Raw genomic sequence first — 18,033 nt, 5'->3', positions numbered from 1 at the left:
CGGGTACGCTCGCGCGATGGAGATCGGACCGGGCACACGAGCGTTCGTCACGGGCGCCTCACGCGGGATCGGGCGCGCGCTGGCGCAGGAGCTGGCCGCGCGCGGCGCGGTCGTCGGGCTCGCGGCCCGCAACGAGCAGGAGCTGGCGGAGCTCGCCGCGTCGCTGCCCGGGTCCCATCACGTGCTCGCGTGCGACGTCTCCGACGACGAGGCGGTCCGGGCGGCGATCGACGGGTTCGTCGCGCAGGCCGGAGGCCTGGACCTGCTGGTCGCCAACGCGGGGATCACGCACTACGGGCCGTTCCGCGACCAGCCGCTGGAGCACGCCCGGCGGATGACGGACATCAACTGGTACGGGACGCTGTACACGGTCCACCACGGGCTGCCGCACCTGCTGGACGCAGCGCACGGGCACATCGTCGTGGTGTCGTCCGGGGCGGCGCTGCGGTCGTTCCCGTGGGCGGCGGTGTACGGCGCGACGAAGGCGGCGCAGCGGATGTTCGCCGAGGCGCTGCGGCACGAGCTCAGCGGCACGGGCGTGTCGCTGACGACGGTGTTCCCGGGGGAGATCGCGACGTCGCTGCACGACCACGAGAAGGCGACGATGCCGGACTGGTACCGGGGCGGCCCGGACGCGGCGCCGGCGCCGGACCTCGCGCGCAGGATCGTCGAGGCGGTGGAGCAGGACCGTCGCGGGCTGGCGTTCCCGTCGATCGTGCGGCTGCTCGGGGTGCTGCACAACCTGTCACCGCGGGCCAGCGACGCGTTCCTGCGCGTGCTGCGCGGCGGGACGGCGGCCCCCCGCCGCGACTGACGCGTCGCGACGGGGGTGGGCCGGTCTCAGCAGACGGTGAACGTCACCGTCCGCGGGGAGGCCAGGTTGCCCGCGGCGTCACGGGCGTGCAGGCGGACCGCGTAGCGGCCGCGCGGGAGCGGCCGGCCGTTCACGCGCCCGGAGACGGTGAGCGTGTTGCGCCCGGCGGCGAGCGACCGGGTCTGGAGCGCGACCCGCTTGAGGTCGCTGGCCTTCGTGCGGGCGAAGCCGCAGCGGCTCTTCGGGCCGACCGCGTTGGCGAGCCGGGTGATGGTCAGCTGCACGCGGGCCGCCTCGCTGAGGCGGAACGACAGCCGGCCGCCGCGACGGGTGACCGCGCTGGCGGTCGCGAACGGCGACGAGCCGGTCGTGGTGGGCCGGAAGATCGACGTCATCGTCAGCGACGTGATCCGCGGCGCGGCCCGGTCGGGACCGGGCGTGCTCGGCGGCTGCGGGGTCGGGGTCGGCGGGGGCGTCGGGGCCTGCGGACGGGCCGCGATGGTGACCGCGGTCGTCTGCACGGTCCGGGTGCCCGCCGCGTTGGTGCCCGCGACCTCGCAGATCACCTGGGTGCCGGCGTCGGCGTCGACCGGGACGTACGTGGGCGCGCCGCCGGGCCCACTCAGGGTCCCGCCGCCGACCCGCGCGAAGCGGTAGGTGAACGTCGGGGCGCTCGTCCAGGTGCCCGGGTTGCAGGTCAGCGTCTCGCCGACCCGCGGGGTGCCGGTGAGCGTCGGCCGCGCGATGTTGCGGATCGCCGGGCCCGCGTCGGCCTTGAGGAACGCGCGCTGGGCGACGACCTCGGCGTACACGCCGGGGGCGCGGGCGTCACCGCAGCCGCCGCCGAAGCTGACGATGCCGATGAGGATCGGCACGTTGTCGGAGAGCGTGACGAGCGGGCCGCCCGAGTCGCCCTGGCAGGCGTCGCGGCCGCCGTTGACGCGGTCACCGGCGCAGACCTCCTCGGTGAAGTCGAGGCCGGCGGAGGAGTAGATCGACGAGCACGTGGCGTCGTCGACGATGTCCACCCCGACCTGCTTGAGATCGGTGGGGCGGTCCGAGGGCGGGTCGCCCTGGAAGTCGGCCGGGTAGGGGATGGTGCTGCCCCAGCCGGAGACGAACGCCGACTGCCCGTTGGTGCGGTAGAGGACCTGCTCCTCGGGCGTGGCGAGCTGGATCGGCTGCGCGCGGTCGCTGAACTGGATCGGCTGGGCGAGCGTCAGGACGGTGTAGTCGTGGGCGTAGTTGCCGCCGTCGACGAACCGCTGGTCGCGCTGGATCGAGGCGACCGGGATGCGCGTGCCCTCGTCCGGGACGGTGAGGCCGTTGCCCAGGCGCGTGGCGCCGACGAGGACCTCGATGTCCTCGGGCTGGGCCTCGTAGCCCTCCGCGGGGAACATGCAGTGCGCCGCGGTGACGATGTGCGTCGCGTCGACGATCGAGCCGCCGCAGAAGAAGCGGCCGCGGATGCTGCTGTCGCGGAACGTGAAGTTCGCGTCGGTGAGCAGGAGCCCGACCTGCCAGGGCGCCTGCGTGATCTGGATCGGTCCGCCGCCGATGATGCGCTGTGGCTGCTGCTCCGCTGCGGTTGCGGACGTCGCCGTGACCCCCAGGAGGACCGCTGCCGCGATCCCCGCCCATGACTTCCTCATGCCGTCTCCTGTACTGCGGTCGGTGGTGGTCCCCCGAACGCGGGCGGTCCTGCCCGGCGCGGGGACGCTCTAGTCCAACAACCTGGTGCGACGGCCCGAACGTGGCGCCTCGCCACTCACGCGAGGCGGGTGACGGGCCCGTGCGCCGGGCGGCGGGAGGGCGGCGAGACGCGGAGCGCGCGGGCGAGGTCGAGCAGGTGCGCCTCGGCCAGCTCGAGGAACGCGCGTGAGGCCGGGGAGAGGTGCGCGCCGCGGCGGTGCACGAACGCGAAGGTGTCGACGAGCGGCTCGGCGAACGGGGTCCAGCCGAGGTTCGCGGGGACGCGGTCGCCGAGGCCGCGGAGCATCCCGCGCGCGACGATCGTCGCTCCGTGCCCGAGCGCGGCGAGATCGAGGGCCGCCTCGATGTCCTCGACGTCGATCTCCGGGTCGACGTCGACCCCCGCGCGCTGCGCGCGCTCGACGAGCTGACGGCGGGTCGGGTCCTCGGTGCCGAACGTCGACTCGGACAGGACCAGGGGCGTGGCGGCCACGGTCTCGATCGTCGGCGGCGTGCGCACGTGCTCGGGGTGGGCACTGACGTACACGACCTCGTCGTCGATGATCGGGCGGATCTCGAGGTCGCGGTCGTCCACGGGCAGGGCGACCATGCCGGCCTCCAGCTCGCCGGAGCGGATCATCGCGACGACCTCGGCGGAGTTCTGGCCGACGATGCGGACGCGGACACCGGGATGACGGGCGCGGAACGCGGCGACGATCTCGGCGCCCGGGTAGTACCGCGCGGTGCCCCAGGTGCCGAACGTGGCGACGCCGCCGCGCAGCTCGCGGACGGCGGCGACGGCGTCGACCGCGCCGTCGACCGCCTCGAGGACCGCGGTGGCGTGATCGCGCAGCGTGAGCCCCGCCTCGGTCGGCACGATGCCGCGCCCGACGCGGCGGAAGAGCTCGACGCCGAGCTCGCGCTCGAGCTTGCGCAGCTGCTCGCTGAGCGTCGGCTGCGCGAGGTGCAGCGCGTCGGCCGCGGCGCTGAAGGAGCCGTGCTCGACGGTCGCGAGGAGGTAGCGCAGCTGCAACAGCGTCATAGGACGATCCTATGGATCGGCAAGGCCATCAAGGCTGGTGCGATCCACTTCGGGTGCCTAGATTGCGGTGCGTGCCCGCTCCCTCCCCCTCTTCCGACCCGCGCGGACTCGCGCTCGTCCTCGGCTCGGCCACCGCGTTCGGCGGCATGGCCGTGTTCGCGAAGGAGGCGTACGCCACGGGACTGGGCGTCCTCTCGCTGCTCGAGGCGCGGTTCGTCTGCGCAGCCCTCGTGTTCTGGCTCGTCGTCGCCGTCCGCCACCGGCGCGGGACCGCGCGCTTCGCCCCGTCGCGCGCGACCGTGCAGGCCGGCCTGCTGCTCGGCGCCGTCGGATACGCCGCGCAGTCCGGCCTCTACTTCGGGGCGCTCACGCGGATCGACGCGTCGCTCGTGGCGCTGCTGCTCTACCTGCACCCGGTGATCGTCGTGCTCGGCGCGCTGGCCACCGGCCGCGAGACGCCGGGCGCCCGCACCTGGGCGGCGCTGGGCGCCGCCTCGACCGGCGGCATCCTCGTGCTGCTCGGCGGCGGGGTCGGCGACCTCGACGGCCTCGGGGTCACGATGGCGGTCGGCGCCGCGCTCGCGTACGCGACGTACATCCTCTGCACCGACCGGGCTGCGACCGACGCGGAGCCGTTCGCGCTGTCGGCGTTCATCACCACCGGGGCGGCGCTCTCGTTCGGCGTCGCCGGACTCGCGAGCGGGGAGCTCGACCCCGGGGCGATGATCGGTGCGGCGGGGTGGATCGTCGCGATCGCGCTGGTGTCCACCGTCGGCGCGGTCACCCTCTTCCTCGCGGGCATGGCGCGGGTGGGACCGTCGCGGGCGTCGATCGTCTCGACCTTCGAGCCGGTCGTCACGGTCGGCCTGGCGATGGCGATCTACGGCGAGGCGCTCACGGCCGTGCAGCTCGCGGGCGCCCTGCTCGTCCTGAGCGCGGTGGTGGTGCTGAACCTGGGCCCGCGGCGGGCGCCCGCCCAGCCGGCACGCACGGAGCCGGACGCTCCGCACGAGCCCACACCGGCGCCTGTGCCGGTCGGCGCGACGGCCTGACGCCGCGGCGGCCGGGCGCTCGGGATCAGCCGCCGTCGGCCGCACCCCGCGCGACCAGCAGCGGGTGGTCCGGCGGCGCGCCGGGACCGGGGAGCGAGCGCACGTCGCGCGGTCCGAGGGCGGCGCCGCAGGCCTCGCAGGTGAGGTGCCGGGAGACCGCGCCGCCGCAGTCGCGGTGGCGCAGCAGCACCGGGGGCCCGGCGGGCGTGGGGGCGTGGCGGTCCCCCCACTGCATGAGCGAGACGATCACCGGCCAGAGGTCGATGCCCTTCTCGGTCAGCCGGTACTCGTGGCGGACCGGGCGCTCCTGGTAGGGGACCTTCTCGAGCACGCCGTGCTCGACGAGCGTGCCGAGCCGGTCGGCGAGGACGTTGCGGGCGATGCCGAGGTTGCGCTGGATCTCGTCGAAGCGGCGCAGGCCGAGGAAGACGTTGCGCAGGACGAGCATCGTCCACCGCTCCCCGATCACCTCGAGGGTGCGGGCGATCGAGCAGGTCTGTCCGTCGTAGTCGCTGCGCAGCACGCTGCGACGATCGTAGCCGGGTCGGGTTGCGTGAAGCAACCCACTATCGCTAGGGTGCGTTTCGTCAAGCAACCGACTCGTCGTCCGGGGGATCCCATGGAACGTCGCTGGCAGGTCCTGATCGTGGTGTGCGTCGGCGTCTTCGTCGCCAGCCTCGACCTCTTCATCGTCAACATCGCCTTCCCCGACATCGCCGCGGACTTCTCCGGCGCCGACCTCGGGGACCTCAGCTGGGTCCTCAACGCGTACACGATCGTGTTCGCCGCCCTGCTCGTCCCGGCCGGGCGCATCGCCGACGCGGTCGGGCGCAAGCGCGCCTTCCTCGCCGGGCTCGCGGTGTTCACCCTCGCCAGCGCCGCCTGCGCGCTCGCCGACTCCGTCGAGGCGCTCGTCGCCGCCCGCGTGGTGCAGGCCGCAGGGGCCGCGTTCCTGCTGCCGACCTCGCTCGGGCTGCTGCTGCCCGAGTTCACCGCCGAGCAGCGGCCCGTCGCCATCGGGATCTGGGCCGCGTCCGGCGGCGTCGCCGCCGCCGCCGGCCCGCCCGTCGGCGGCCTCCTCGTCGAGCTCTCCTGGCACTGGGTGTTCCTCGTCAACCTCCCGATCGGGCTCGCCGCGATCGTCGCCGGGTCGCGCATCCTGCACGAGCGCCGCGCCGCCGACGCCCGCGGCGCGCGGATCGACGTCCTCGGCGCCGTCGCGGTCACCCTCGGGATCGCCGCCCTGATCGCCGCGATCGTCAACGGCGAGGACTGGGGCTTCGGCTCCGGCCGCGTGCTCGGCCTGCTGCTCGCCGCGACGGTCCTCCTGGCGATCGTCGCGCGGCGCACCGTCACGCACGAGGCCCCCGTGCTCGAGCGCGAGATCGTCGGCGTGCGGAGCTTCCGCCTCGCCGTCCTCGGCGGCCTGCTGTTCTTCGTCGCGTTCTCCGCGATGCTGCTCGGCGGCGTCCTGTTCCTCACCGACGTCTGGCAGCGCGACGTCCTGACCGCCGGGCTGATGATCGCCCCCGGTCCCGCCACCGCCGCGCTGTGCAGCCTGCCCGGAGCGCGCCTGGGGCAGCGGTTCGGCCCCGCCCGGGTCGGGGCGCTCGGCGCGCTGCTCGTCGGCGCCGCCGCCGTCTGGTGGGCGTGGCGGCTGGGCGACGACGTCGCGTTCGCCACCGACTTCCTCCCCGGCATGGTGATCAGCGGCGTCGGCGTCGGCCTCGTCAACCCGGCGCTCACCTCGGCGGCCGCCGCCTCGCTGCCGCCCGACCGGTTCGCCACCGGGGCCGCCGTCCTCACCATGGGACGCCAGTTCGGCACCGCGCTCGGCGTCGCGCTGCTCGTCCCGATCCTCGGCACCGTCGACGGCGCGGGCGCCTTCGACGGCGCCTGGACCCTCATGGTCGCCGCCACCGCGGCCGCCGGCCTGTCGCTCCTGGCGATCGGCCCGCTCGGCGCTCCCGCGCCCGTCACCCCGTCCACCCCGCCCACCACGGAGGCGCTCGCATGACCACCGCCGGCACCCACACCTTCACCTGGGAGGACCCGAGCCCCGTCTGGCTCGCCGCCGCCCACCTCAGCGGCCTGGAGATCTGGCGGGCCGTCGCCCGCGGCGAGCTGCCGCGCCCGCCGATCGGCGCCTCGATGGACTTCGGCATCGACGCCGTCGAGGAGGGCCGCATCGTCTTCCGCGCCACCGCCGCACCGTGGATGCTCAACCCGCTCGGCAGCGTGCACGGCGGGGCGATCGCCACGCTCCTGGACTCCGCCGTCGGCTGCGCCGTCCACACCACGCTGCCGGTCGGCGTGGCGTACACGACGCTCGAGCTGAAGGTCAACTACGTGCGCGCCGTCCCCCATGACGCGGGCGACCTGCTCGCCGAGGGCACCGTCGTGCACCGCGGGTCCCGCGTCGCGACCGCGGAGGGCCGGCTGACGCTCGCCGACAGCGGCAAGCTCGTTGCGCACGCGAGCACGACCTGTCTGGTCGTCGAGCCGCGGGGGTAGGTTCCCGCGGGTGAGCCTCCCGCTGCAGCCGCCCGTCCCCCCGCAGCTCGCCCGGCCCCGCAAGGGCCTGCCCGACGAGGAGGGCTGGGCCTACGAGCCCAAGTGGGACGGCTTCCGGATGCTCGTGTTCCTCGACGGCAGCGGCGACGCGTACCTGCAGTCGCGCGGCGGCAAGCCGATGGCGCGCTATTTCCCCGAGGTGACGTTCCCCGCCGGCGTGCGCGCCGTGCTCGACGGGGAGATCGTCATCGACTCCGACGAGGAGGGCGTGCAGACCTTCGACACGCTCTCCCAGCGCATCCACCCCGCCGCCTCGCGCGTGGCGATGCTCGCGGAGAAGACGCCGGCGCGGTACGTCGCGTTCGACCTGCTCGCCGACGGGGACGAGTCGTTGCTGGAGCTCGGGTTCGGGGAGCGACGCCGGCGGCTCGAGGCGTGGGCGGCCGAGCACGACCCGGCATCCGCCGGGCACCCGTTCAGCGTCACGCCGATCGAGTACGCCGCCGCGGACGCCGAGAAGTGGCTCTACCACGGCGAGGGTGCGATCGCGAAGGAGCTCGACGCGCCGTACGAGCCCGGCAAGCGCACGGGCTTCGTGAAGATCAAGCGCGTCCGCACGCTCGACGCCGTCGTCCTCGGCTGGCGCCCCGGCAAGGCGGCCGGGACGGTCGGCTCGATCATCCTCGGCGTCTACGACGAGCCCGGCGGGACGCTGCGCGTGATCGGGCACTCCTCCGGCTTCAGCGCCAAGGAGAAGCGCGAGCTCGTCGACCGGCTGCGCCCGTACGAGACCGGGGAGCGCGGCAGCGGCGACCCGTCCCGCTGGAAGCCCGACGAGGAGCTCGAGTGGGTCGCGCTGCGGCCCGAGCTCGTCGTCGAGATCAGCTACGACCACGCCTCCGACGGGCGCATCCGCCACGGCACGAAGGTGCAGCGCTGGCGCGACGACAAGCGTCCCGAGGAGTGCCTCGCGGACCAGCTCCAGGGGTGAGCGGTCCCGCGCGCGCGGACCCGTGGGGCCGGCCGGTCCTCGTCGCGCCCGACAGCTTCAAGGGGACCTTCACCGCCCCGCAGGTCGCCGCGGCGATCGGCCGCGGCCTCGAACGCGCCGGCGTCTGGCCGCCCCCCGACCTGTGCCCGCTCGCCGACGGCGGCGAGGGCACCATGGGCGTGCTGCTGGCCGCGCTCGGCGGCGAGACCGGCGGGGCCACGGTCACCGACCCGCTCGGCCGCCCCGTCCCCGCCGGGTTCGCGCTGATCGAGGACGGCGGGACCGCGATCGTCGAGGTCGCCGCCGCGTCGGGCTGGGCGCACGTCGCCGAGCACGAGCGCGGGCCCGCGACCGCCTGGGAGGCGTCGACCCGCGGCACCGGGGAGCTGATCGCCGCCGCCGTCGACGCCGGCGCGGCGGTCGTGCTCGTGTGCGCCGGGGGCAGCGCCACCACCGACGGCGGGGCCGGGGCGATCGCGGCGATCGAGGAGCGCGGCGGCCTGCGCGGCGCGGCGCTCGTCGTGCTGTGCGACGTACGGATCCCGTTCGAGCGCGCCGCCGACGTGTTCGGCCCGCAGAAGGGCGCCGACGCGGCGACGGTCGCGCGGCTCGCCGCCCGCAACGCGGCGTTCGGGCGCACCCTGCCGCGATCCCCGTTCGGGGTGCGCGGCGGTGGCGCCGCCGGCGGCCTGGCGGGCGGGCTGCACGGCGCGTACGGCGCGACGCTCGAGCCGGGCGCCGCGTTCGTGCTCGACGCGCTCGACGCGGACGCGCGCATGCGGGCCGCCCGCGCGGTCGTGGTCGGCGAGGGCCGCCTGGACCGCACGAGCCTCGAGGGCAAGATCGCGGGCGAGCTCGCGATCCGCGCGCGCCAGGCGGGCGTGCCCGCGCACGCGGTCGTCGGGCAGGCCGCGGTCGACCCGTTCGAGGTCCGGATCCTCGACCTCCAGGTGATCGCGGAGGCGACCACGCTGCCGGAGATCGAGGCGGCGGGCGAGCGGATCGCGCAGCACCTCTGAGCGGTCTTCCGGGCGGGCGCGCCGCGCCGCGCAACCGCGGGCCGCCCGCCGGGTACCCTCCCCGACCCCTCCGCCGTCCCGCGCACCGTGGCCGACCGTCCCCGCCCCCAGCTCCCCGCCCGCCTTCCCACCCCGCTCGGCCGCCGCGCCACGGTCGTCGGCGCGGGCTCGTTCGGCACCGCCGTGGCGGTGCTGCTCGCGCGCGGCGGCTTCCGCACCACGCTGCAGGCGCGCACCCCCGAGCAGGCCGAGCGGCTGCAGGCCGACCGGCAGAACGAGGCGTACCTGTCGGGGGTCGAGTTCCCCAAGGAGCTGCGGATCGGTCACGTCGGCGACGGGCTCGCGAAGGCCGAGCTCGTGTTCCTCGGCGTGCCCTCGCGGGGCCTCGAGGACGTCATCGCCACGCTCGAGGGGACGGGCCTGTCGCCGCGCGCGTCGATCATCTCGCTCGCCAAGGGCCTCGTGCCGCCGGAGGGCATCGCGCCCACGATCCTGCTGACCCGCGCCTTCGGCGCCGACCGCGTCGCCTGCGTCGGGGGTCCGGCGCACGCGCGCGAGATGGTCAGCGAGGGCGCCGGGCTCGTCGTCGCCTCCACCGACGAGGAGCTCGCGACGACGATCAGCAGCGTCTTCATCCGCGCCGGGGTCGTCTGCGAGTCCTCCAACGACCCGGTCGGCGTCGAGCTCGCGGGCGCCGCGAAGAACGCGGCCGCGCTCGCCGCCGGGGCGACCGAGCGCCAGGGCCTGAACGCCGCCGGTGCCGCGGCCGGCCACATCTTCGCCGAGGTCTGGCGGTTCGCCGAGGCGCAGGGCGCCCGGCCCGAGTCGATGATCGGGCTCGCCGGCACCGGGGACCTCGTCGCGACGGCGCTCGCGCCCCAGTCGCGCAACCGTCGCGCGGGCGAGCTGCTCGGCGAGGGCGTGCCGACCGCCGAGATCCCCGGGCGGATCGGGCAGGCGGTCGAGGCGCTGGAGTCCGTGCCGCTGCTCGCCCGCGCGCTCGAGCGGTCCGGGGTCGACGCGCCGGTCACCCGGGGTCTCGCCGACCTCATCGCCGGGGAGCTGCCGCTCGACGGCTGGGTCGCGCTCGTGCGCACCACCGTGCCGCCGTCCCCCGCCCGCTGGCGCCCGCGTCCGCGCGGCGAGGGCGAGACCTTCCGGGCGCGGATGCGCACCCGCTGGGAGGACCGGCGCGCGCGCCGCGCCGCCCGCCGCGCCGGGGACCCCGAGTGACCACGCACCGACGCGCGGGCTGAGGCGGACCGGTGCTGTCGTCGCTGCTCGTCGCGCTGCTGCTGCTGCTCGCGCCCGTGCTGCTGCTCGTGGGCGTGGCGATCGGCCGGGACGACCCGCTGGGCGGCGACCTCGCCGCCGCGGGGCTGCTCGCGCTCGCCGCCGTGCTCGTGCTGCTCGGCCTGAAGGTCCTGCGACGTACCCTGCGCCGGCGCTGAGCGCGCCGTCAGCCGCCGCGCGTCGCCAGCGTCTCGACGACCGCCTCGTACACCCCGGCGGCGTGCGCCCCCTCGGCCACGCGCGCGTTGGGCTGTGCGGCGAGCGCCTCGCGGATCGATGGATCCTTCGCCAGGCCGTTGGCGACGAGCCAGAACGTCCCGACCGACCGCGCGCACTGCAGGTCCTCGCGCGAGTCCCCGACCGCGATGCAGCGCGCCGGGTCGTGGCCGCGCGCCCGCGCGTGGAACGCGACCGCCGCCGCCTTCGAGGCCCCCTTCGGGACCAGGTGGTAGGCGCGGACCTGCTCGAGTCCGGCGAGCGCCTCCGAGCGCCGGTGCACGCCGCCGTTGTCGAGCAGCCGCAGCCCGTCGTGGCCGTGCTCGGCCAGCAGCGCGGTCGCCTCCTGCGCGTCGACGAGCCCCCGGAACAGGTGCGAGACCTCGCGGCCGACGTGCCACGGGTCGTGGTACTCCAGGCGTCCCGGATAGGTGTCCAGCAGCAGCTGCGCGGCGCCCGCGTCCTCGATCTGGTCGTGGATCGAGCCGCGCGCCCCGGGCCGTGGCAGCAGCGGCGCGGTCATCCAGTGCTCCTCGCCGTCCAGGACGACGCACGCGCCCGCCTCGAACACGTAGGAGGTCTGCCCGAGCAGCCGCGCGTCCTCCATCGCCTGCGCCTTGCGGCGGCCCGTCATGACCACCAGTTCGGCGCCCGACCGCACGCAGGCCTCGACAACACGCCCCGCGAGGGGGGAGAATCCGCCTTCGGCGTCGCGGAACAGGGCCCCACCGGGCCCCAGGAGCGTTCCGTCGAGGTCGACGTAGACGGCATCGAGCATGGCGTGAAGCCTATGCACACGGGGATCGCATGCAGGGACCGGACGTCCACCAGAACTTTTTCGCTGGCCCGCGTAAGCACCGGGTGGAAGGCCCGTTGAAGGCGCGATGACCACCACCACGCTCGGCCAGCGACTGGCCCGCCGCGACGCCCAGCGCTTCGTCGGCCGCGAGACGGAGCTCTCCCGCCTCGCCGCTCTGCTGGACGACGCCGACGCGCCCGCGTCCGTCGTCCTCGTGCACGGTCCCTCCGGGATCGGCAAGTCGACCCTCCTGCGCGAGATCGGCCGCCGCGCCGCCGCGTCCGGCCGGCCGGTCCACCGCGTCGAGGGCCGCGACATCGCCCCGGTGCCCGGTGAGCTCGACGCCGCCCTGGACGGCGTCAGCGGCGCCGAGCGTCCGGTCGTGCTGCTCGACACCTACGAGCGGCTCGCCGCGACCGGCACGCACCTGCGCCGCCGCGTCCTGCCCGCGCTGCCCGAGGGCTCCCTCGTGGTCATCGCGGGTCGCCGCACGCCGGAGCCCGAGTGGTTCCAGGACGGCTGGGAGTCCGTCACGACCTCGCTGGAGCTCGGGCCCCTGGACGAGTCCGACGCGCTCGCGCTCGTGCAGCGCCACGGCATCACCGACGAGGCGGCCGCCGACACGCTCGTGCGCTGGTCGCTGGGGTCGCCGCTGGCGCTCGCCGTCGGCCTCGACGCTGCGGGCGGCACCGCGCGCGCCCCGCACCTCGTGGCCCCGACGCTCGACGGCCGCCCCGACCTCGCCCGCACGCTCGTGCAGCGGATCGCCGGTCCCGAGATCGGCGCCGGGGACCGCGAGGTGCTCGCCGTCGCCGCGATCGCCCGCGTCTGCACCCGCGAGCTGCTCGAGGAGGTCCTCCCCCACGTGGACGCGCGGCGCGCCGAGCGCTGGCTGCGCGAGCGGTCCTTCTCCGAGCGGGTCGGCGACGGCATCGCCCTGCACGACCTGCTGCGCCGCGCCGTGCGCGCCGAGCTGCGCGCCGGGGCACCCGAGCTCGAGTGCCGGCTGCGCGCGCGGATCACCGACCACATCCACGGGCTGACCCGCAGCGACGGCCTGCGGCGCATCACCGACCTCGCCGAGCTGATGGACGCCGAGGCGCTGCGCTGGGGCTTCGGGGCGGAGGGCTCGGTCACCCACCGGCTCGACGGGCCGCGCGCGGGCGACACGACGACGATCGCCCACGCGCTCGCCGACCGCTTCGGGCCCGGCGTGTGGGACTCGCACGTGCGGCCGTTCATCGAGCGCGCGCCCGAGCACGTCGTCATCGCCCGCGACGCCTCCGACCGCCTCGCCGGCTACTGCATCAGCGCCACGCCGCGCGCCGCCAACCCGGTCGTGCGCCGCGACCCGCTGCTCGGCCCATGGCTGGAGCACGCCGCCGAGCAGGACCACAGCGACCAGACGCTCGTCTGGCGCGACTCGACCGACCTGACGAGCGGCCGCGAGGGCAACGTGCACTCCCCGGTCATCGCGCTGATGAACACCGCGGCGATGCTGCGCTGCGGCCTGCCGAACATCCGCCGCAGCTACCTGCCGATCGACCCGGAGAACCCGGTGGCCCGCGCGTTCGCGCAGGGCGCCGGGGCCGTGCACGTGCCGCACCTCGACGTGCGCCGCGGCGGCGGCCGGGTGATCCAGTGCCACGTGCTCGAGCACGGCGAGGGCGGCGTGCTGCAGCAGCTGCGCGACGTCATCCACGCCGAGATCGCGGCCCGCGCCGGGGAGCGCGCGGCGCGCGGCGAGGTCGCCGGGGACGAGGGCGACGACGGCCTGGTCTCCGCGCCCGCCCCCGCGCGCCGGTTCGTGCGCGCCGGCTCCGCGACCGTCCCCGGCCCCGTGGCGCCCGCCGCGGACGCGGACGCCGGGCGGCCGGTCGTGACCGCGGACGACATCCGCCTCGCGCTGCGCCGCTACCACCGGCCGCTGGACCTCGCCGCCAGCCCGCTCGCGCCCGCGCTGGGGACGCCCGCCGAGCGCGCGGCCGCCGTCCGCGCCGAGCTCGACCGCGCGGTCCGCGAGGGCTTCGGGGACAGCGTCGACGAGCGTCTGCTCGCCCAGACGATCCGGCGCGGCTACTTCGACCCGGACGGCGGGCACGAGCGCGCCGCGCTCGACCTCAACGTCTCGCGCGCCACGTACTTCCGCAAGCTGCGGGAGGCCTGCGACCGCGTCGCCGACGCGGTGCTCGCGGCGCGCTAACTTCGACGGGTGACCCCGCCGTCCCGCTCGCCCGCTCCGCCCGCCGACCCGTGGGCGGAGCTCCTGCGGACCGGCGGCGAGGACGGGCGGCTCGTCCGCGAGGCCTACGAGGGGGCGCGCGCCCCGGTCCTCGAGCCGGTCCCCGACGACCTGCACCCGGCGCTCCTGGCCGGGCTCGCGCGCGCGGGGATCGACGAGCTCTACCGCCACCAGGCGCACGCGCTGCAGGCGGCCGCCGACGGACCGTTCGTGGTCACCACGGGCACGGCGTCGGGCAAGTCGCTGTGCTTCAACCTGCCGACGCTCGACGTGCTGTGCAGCGACGCGAAGGCCCGCGCGTTCTACCTCTACCCGACGAAGGCGCTCGCGCAGGACCAGGCGCGGGCGCTGCACGCGCTGCGGCTCACCAAGCAGCTGCGGCCCGCGATCTACGACGGCGACACGCGCGTCGAGGACCGGCGCGAGATCCGCCGCCGCGCGAACCTCGTGCTGACCAACCCGGACATGCTGCACATGGGGATCCTGCCCCACCACCGGCTGTGGGCGGACGCCTTCGCGAACCTCGCGGTCGTCGTGATCGACGAGGCGCACGTGTACCGCGGCGTGTTCGGCAGCCACGTCGCGAACGTGCTGCGGCGGCTGCGCCGGATCGCGCGCGCCTACGGCACCGAGCCGCGGTTCCTGCTGGCCAGCGCGACGATCGCCAACCCGGTCGAGCTCGCGCAGCGGCTCACCGGGCTGCCCGAGATCGAGCACGTCGACGAGGACGGCTCCCCCGGCGCGGCGCGGCGGATCGCGATGTGGAACCCGCCGGTCACCGACGAGGCGCTCCAGACGCGGCGCAGCGCGCGCGGGGAGGCGGCCGACGTCGTCGTCTCGCTCGTGCAGGGCGGCGCGCGCGTGATCTGCTTCGTGAAGTCGCGCGGCGGCGTCGAGCTCGTCGCGAAGATGGTCAAGGACAAGCTCGACCCCGACCTCGCCGACAAGGTCATCCCCTACCGGGCCGGGTACACGCCGCAGCAGCGTCGCGAGCTCGAGGGCCGGCTGATGCGCGGCGAGACCCAGGCGGTCATCACCACGAACGCGCTCGAGCTCGGCATCGACATCGGCGAGCTCGACGCCGCCGTGTGCGTCGAGTTCCCCGGCACCGTCGCGTCGCTGCGGCAGATGTGGGGCCGGGCCGGGCGCCGCGGCCGCGGGCTCGCGGTCTACGTCGCGGGCGAGGACAGCCTGGACCAGTTCTTCTGCCGCCACCCGGACGAGTTCCTCGACCGGCCCGTGGAGGCCGCGATCCTCGACCACACCAGCGAGGAGATCCACCACGCCCACCTCGTCTGCGCCGCGCACGAGGGGCCGCTGGACCCGCGCACCGACGTCGAGGTGCTCGGCCCCGACCTCGTCGCGCACTGCGAGCAGCTCGTCGCGCAGGGCACGCTCGTGCAGCGGCGCGGCCAGTACGTGCTGCGCGCCCCCGAGGACTTCCCGGCCGGCCGCGTGTCGTTGCGGTCCTCCTCGACCGACCAGTTCGCGGTCGTCGACGTCCGCAGCGGCGAGATGCTCGGCACCGTCGAGGGCGGCCGCGCGTACAAGACGCTCCACGACGGCTCGATCTACCTGCACCAGGCGCGCTCCTACGAGGTCCGCGAGCTCGACCTGCGGGCCCGCCACGCGCTCGTCGAGCCGTTCCACGGGGACTGGTACACGCAGGCCAAGCAGGAGACGATGACCCACATCGAGAAGCTGCTGGACCGCCGCGACGTGCTCGGCGTGACCCTGAGCTTCGGGATCGTCAGCGTCACCGACCAGGTGCTCGCCTACCAGCGCAAGAAGCTCCAGAGCCACGAGGTCATCGACCTCCACACGCTCGACCTGCCGCCGACGACGTTCACCACGCAGGCGCTCTGGTACGAGCTCGGCCCCGAGGTGCTCGGCGTCGGCCCGGGGCAGCTGACCACCTCGCCCGAGGCGCTGCCGCTGGACCTCCTGCTCGGCTCGCTGCACGCCGCCGAGCACGCGCAGATCGCGGTCCTGCCGCTGCTGGCGATGTGCGACCGCTGGGACATCGGCGGCCTCTCGACCAACGCGCACCCGCAGACCGGGGGCCCGACGATCTTCATCTACGACGGCCACCCCGGCGGCATCGGGATCACCCGTCAGGGGTTCGCGCGGTTCGAGCAGCTGACCCGCGACGCGCAGCGCCTGATCGGCGAGTGCCCGTGCGAGCACGGCTGCCCGTCGTGCGTGCAGTCGCCGAAGTGCGGCAACCTCAACGACCACCTGCACAAGGCGGGCGCGCTGCACCTGCTGCGCGCGATGCTCGCGCAGGGGGCGCCCGCGGCGGCTCAGCCCGGCGGCGGGCCCGCCAGCTCGTAGAGCAGCTGCTCGTAGCGGCCGCCGAGGTCGACGCGCGCGACGTCCTCGTGGGCGACGACGGGCGTGTCGTCCATCCACTCCGCGTCGGCGTCGACCTCCAGCAGCTCGACGCGCCCGTCGGCGGTGCTCGTCGGCACGCCGATGAGCACCTCGCCCTGGCGGGTGTGCACGGTGACGACCGCGTGACGCGCGGCGGCGCTCTCCAGCAGCTTGCCGGTGGCGTGGAGCTCGAGCCCCGGATCGCCGGGGACCTCGACGCCCTGGTGCTCGAGCGCGCGGGCCACGAACGTGCCCTCGGGCGCGTCGGCGGCGACGTCCACGAGGCGCAGCACGACGAGCCCGTTCAGGGCGACGACCGCGGGCTCGACGACCGCGAGCGCGAACCACTCGGGCCCGACCGCGACGACGTACCCGTCGAACGCCTCGTCGGTCGGGGCGTGCTCGACGGTGAGGAGCTCGCGGTCGGTCCGGGCGCGCTCGAGGCGCTCGGCGACGGTCACGCGCCCACCAGCTCGAGCAGGCCCCAGAGGACGAGGAAGACGGCGGCCATCGCGACGAGGCGGCGCAGCAGGAACTGCGGGAGGGGACGGTCCGGATCGGGGCGCACGCCCGGATCGTAGAGCAGCGTCAGTCGCCGACCGGCAGCCGGTCGAGCAGCGTCCAGACCTTCTCGAGGATCTCGTCGGCGGGGGTGCGCGGCTCCTCGAGCACCTCGCGGACGAGCTCCTCCCCGGCGCTGAGCAGCAGGCGGGTGAGGACCTCGACGTCGACGCCGGAGGCGCGCGCGCCAACGCCCTGCAGGCCCCAGCGCACGAGCGGCCGCAGGTCGCGCGCCAGCGCGGAGCGACGGCGGTGGATGACCGCCTGCACCGCCTTGGGCGCCTGCTCGGGACGCAGCAGCGCCAGCCGCCACAGCGGCGGGTCGTGCTCGGCGGCGGCGAGCAGCGAGGCGAGCGCCTCGCCGAGCAGCACCGCGGGGGTGCGGCCCGCCGGGTCGGTCGGCAGCAGCCCCTCGAGGGTCGTGCGCGTGCGGCGCTCGGCGACGCGCAGGAGCGCGAGGAGCAGCACGCCGACGTTCGCGAAGCTGCGGTAGACGACGACCTTGCTGACCCCGGCGCGGCGAGCGACCTCCTCCATCGTCAGCGCGCCGAAGCCCTCGGCGGCGACGAGGTCGAGCGCCACCCCGATGAGCTGGCGGCGGCGCTCGGCCTGGGGCATCCGCCGGGCGGGCGCGGGCGGCGGGTCGGCCGGGTCCGGCTCCGGGCGCGGCGCGGCGGACGGGCGGGGCGGGCCGAGGTCGGGCAGCGTCGGTCGCGGGGCGCCGGCGGGCGTGGCGTCGGCGGGCAGCAGCTGCAGGCCCTCGCGGGCGAGCGCGGCGAGGCGGGCGGGCGGGAAGCGGTCCGGCTGCTCGAGCATGAGCCGCGCGCCGTCCTCCCCGCAGGCCACGACGACGCGCGCGAGCAGCTCGGCGTCGAGGCCCAGCGGCCCGCCGCGACGGACGAGCCCCCAGTGCAGCAGCGCGGCGACGCGCTCGACGACGATCCGGCGGCTGCGGGTGACGCGCGCCTCGAGCTCGGGCGAGCGGCCCCGCGGCGGCATGACGACGAGCCGCCACGTCCGCGGCGCGGCGAGCACCGCCTCGCAGAACGTCTCGACGGCCTCGACGAGGAACGCCTCGGGGTCGACGTCGTCGCCCTGGTCCTCCCCGACGATCGCCAGCAGCGGCTGCAGCGCGGCGGCCTCCTCGCGGTCCAGCAGCGCGACCATCAGGCCGTCGAGGTCCCCGAACTGGTCGTAGATGACCGGGCGGGTGACGCCCGCGCGGCGGGCGACCGCCTCGACGGAGACCGCGGCGAAGCCCTCCTCGGTGATGAGGTCGAGCGTCGTGTCGAGCAGCTGCGCCCGGCGGACCTCGGGCGCGAGCCGTGGCGTTCGGGAGGCCACCGGACACCCAGTGTGACTGTCCGAGCGGTCAGGAGTATGTAACGATGCCGTAGCTACGAGGCCGTAACGTGTCCCGAGGAG

16 protein-coding genes are annotated in these 18,033 nt (G+C 75.7%); 10 read left to right on the top strand and 6 right to left on the bottom strand.

Translation table 11 applies throughout. The features are described 5' to 3' along the window. Positions 1 to 16 precede the first annotated feature (16 nt). Positions 17 to 814, top strand: a complete 798-nt coding sequence (locus tag C7Y72_RS09040) for an SDR family NAD(P)-dependent oxidoreductase (protein ID WP_158276741.1) — start codon at positions 17 to 19, stop codon at positions 812 to 814. Between the two features lie 26 nt (positions 815 to 840). Here C7Y72_RS09040 and C7Y72_RS09035 read toward each other — a convergent pair whose 3' ends face one another. Both C7Y72_RS09035 and C7Y72_RS09030 read right to left on the bottom strand, forming a co-directional pair. After that, a complete protein-coding gene (locus C7Y72_RS09035; protein WP_107568430.1) occupies positions 841 to 2,466 on the bottom strand; it encodes a serine protease in 1,626 nt (541 codons plus the stop codon). Between the two features lie 116 nt (positions 2,467 to 2,582). Further along, on the bottom strand, positions 2,583 to 3,548 hold the full coding sequence (locus tag C7Y72_RS09030) for a LysR family transcriptional regulator (RefSeq protein ID WP_107568429.1): 966 nt from the start codon (positions 3,546 to 3,548) through the stop codon (positions 2,583 to 2,585). Positions 3,549 to 3,619: 71 nt separating this feature from the next. On the opposite strand from C7Y72_RS09030, the gene C7Y72_RS09025 reads away from it, so the two are divergent. Continuing rightward, positions 3,620 to 4,600, top strand: a complete 981-nt coding sequence (locus C7Y72_RS09025) for a DMT family transporter (protein WP_158276740.1) — start codon at positions 3,620 to 3,622, stop codon at positions 4,598 to 4,600. A gap of 25 nt (positions 4,601 to 4,625) precedes the next feature. On the opposite strand, the gene C7Y72_RS09020 is transcribed toward C7Y72_RS09025, so the two are convergent. Beyond that, complete coding sequence (locus C7Y72_RS09020) at positions 4,626 to 5,123, bottom strand: winged helix-turn-helix transcriptional regulator (protein ID WP_199223893.1); 498 nt, start codon at positions 5,121 to 5,123, stop codon at positions 4,626 to 4,628. Positions 5,124 to 5,219: 96 nt separating this feature from the next. On the opposite strand from C7Y72_RS09020, the gene C7Y72_RS09015 reads away from it, so the two are divergent. The 6 genes from C7Y72_RS09015 (at position 5,220) to C7Y72_RS08990 (ending at position 10,575) form a co-directional block, all read left to right on the top strand. Beyond that, positions 5,220 to 6,617: an MFS transporter gene (locus tag C7Y72_RS09015; RefSeq protein ID WP_107568427.1), complete on the top strand. Its 1,398-nt coding sequence runs from the start codon at positions 5,220 to 5,222 to the stop codon at positions 6,615 to 6,617. Next, positions 6,614 to 7,114, top strand: a complete 501-nt coding sequence (locus C7Y72_RS09010) for a PaaI family thioesterase (protein WP_107568426.1) — start codon at positions 6,614 to 6,616, stop codon at positions 7,112 to 7,114. The genes C7Y72_RS09015 and C7Y72_RS09010 overlap by 4 nt, the downstream gene beginning before the upstream one ends. Positions 7,115 to 7,124: 10 nt before the next feature. After that, on the top strand, positions 7,125 to 8,105 hold the full coding sequence (locus C7Y72_RS09005) for an ATP-dependent DNA ligase (protein ID WP_107568425.1): 981 nt from the start codon (positions 7,125 to 7,127) through the stop codon (positions 8,103 to 8,105). After that, a complete protein-coding gene (locus C7Y72_RS09000; protein WP_107568424.1) occupies positions 8,102 to 9,124 on the top strand; it encodes a glycerate kinase in 1,023 nt (340 codons plus the stop codon). The genes C7Y72_RS09005 and C7Y72_RS09000 overlap by 4 nt, the downstream gene beginning before the upstream one ends. An 87-nt stretch (positions 9,125 to 9,211) precedes the next feature. Further along, entirely contained in the window at positions 9,212 to 10,357 is a 1,146-nt protein-coding gene (locus C7Y72_RS08995; protein WP_107568423.1) for an NAD(P)H-dependent glycerol-3-phosphate dehydrogenase, read from the top strand. A gap of 32 nt (positions 10,358 to 10,389) precedes the next feature. Beyond that, positions 10,390 to 10,575, top strand: coding sequence for a hypothetical protein (locus tag C7Y72_RS08990; protein WP_107568422.1), 186 nt, complete (start codon positions 10,390 to 10,392; stop codon positions 10,573 to 10,575). Between the two features lie 8 nt (positions 10,576 to 10,583). Here the strand turns inward: C7Y72_RS08990 and C7Y72_RS08985 are convergent, their stop codons facing one another. Further along, a complete protein-coding gene (locus C7Y72_RS08985) occupies positions 10,584 to 11,411 on the bottom strand; it encodes an HAD family hydrolase (RefSeq protein ID WP_107568421.1) in 828 nt (275 codons plus the stop codon). A 106-nt stretch (positions 11,412 to 11,517) separates the two neighbouring features. On the opposite strand from C7Y72_RS08985, the gene C7Y72_RS08980 reads away from it, so the two are divergent. Continuing rightward, entirely contained in the window at positions 11,518 to 13,635 is a 2,118-nt protein-coding gene (locus C7Y72_RS08980) for an ATP-binding protein (RefSeq protein WP_107568420.1), read from the top strand. 9 nt (positions 13,636 to 13,644) lie between these two features. Further along, positions 13,645 to 16,008 (top strand): DEAD/DEAH box helicase, encoded by a 2,364-nt coding sequence (locus C7Y72_RS08975; protein ID WP_107568419.1) that lies wholly within the window; start codon positions 13,645 to 13,647, stop codon positions 16,006 to 16,008. On the opposite strand, the gene C7Y72_RS08970 is transcribed toward C7Y72_RS08975, so the two are convergent. Together C7Y72_RS08970 and C7Y72_RS08965 are read right to left on the bottom strand one after the other, a co-directional pair. After that, positions 15,978 to 16,508 (bottom strand): hypothetical protein, encoded by a 531-nt coding sequence (locus C7Y72_RS08970; RefSeq protein WP_107568418.1) that lies wholly within the window; start codon positions 16,506 to 16,508, stop codon positions 15,978 to 15,980. The genes C7Y72_RS08975 and C7Y72_RS08970 overlap by 31 nt on opposite strands. A 127-nt stretch (positions 16,509 to 16,635) precedes the next feature. Then, positions 16,636 to 17,952 carry a TetR/AcrR family transcriptional regulator gene (locus C7Y72_RS08965; RefSeq protein WP_158276739.1) on the bottom strand — a complete coding sequence of 439 codons (1,317 nt, stop codon included), beginning with the start codon at positions 17,950 to 17,952 and terminating at the stop codon, positions 16,636 to 16,638. Positions 17,953 to 18,033 lie beyond the last annotated feature (81 nt).

This window comes from Paraconexibacter algicola, assembly GCF_003044185.1.
Taxonomy (GTDB): domain Bacteria; phylum Actinomycetota; class Thermoleophilia; order Solirubrobacterales; family Solirubrobacteraceae; genus Paraconexibacter; species Paraconexibacter algicola.
The sequence above is the reverse complement of the archived record's forward strand: the minus strand, read 5'-3'. Positions and strand labels throughout refer to the sequence as shown.

Coding starts and splice junctions, on each gene's coding strand:
- C7Y72_RS09040 (WP_158276741.1), top strand. CDS start 17: ATGGAGATCGGACCGGGCACACGAGCGTTCGTCACGGGCGCCTCACGC.
- C7Y72_RS09035 (WP_107568430.1), bottom strand. CDS start 2,466: ATGAGGAAGTCATGGGCGGGGATCGCGGCAGCGGTCCTCCTGGGGGTC.
- C7Y72_RS09030 (WP_107568429.1), bottom strand. CDS start 3,548: ATGACGCTGTTGCAGCTGCGCTACCTCCTCGCGACCGTCGAGCACGGC.
- C7Y72_RS09015 (WP_107568427.1), top strand. CDS start 5,220: ATGGAACGTCGCTGGCAGGTCCTGATCGTGGTGTGCGTCGGCGTCTTC.
- C7Y72_RS09010 (WP_107568426.1), top strand. CDS start 6,614: ATGACCACCGCCGGCACCCACACCTTCACCTGGGAGGACCCGAGCCCC.
- C7Y72_RS08985 (WP_107568421.1), bottom strand. CDS start 11,411: ATGCTCGATGCCGTCTACGTCGACCTCGACGGAACGCTCCTGGGGCCC.
- C7Y72_RS08980 (WP_107568420.1), top strand. CDS start 11,518: ATGACCACCACCACGCTCGGCCAGCGACTGGCCCGCCGCGACGCCCAG.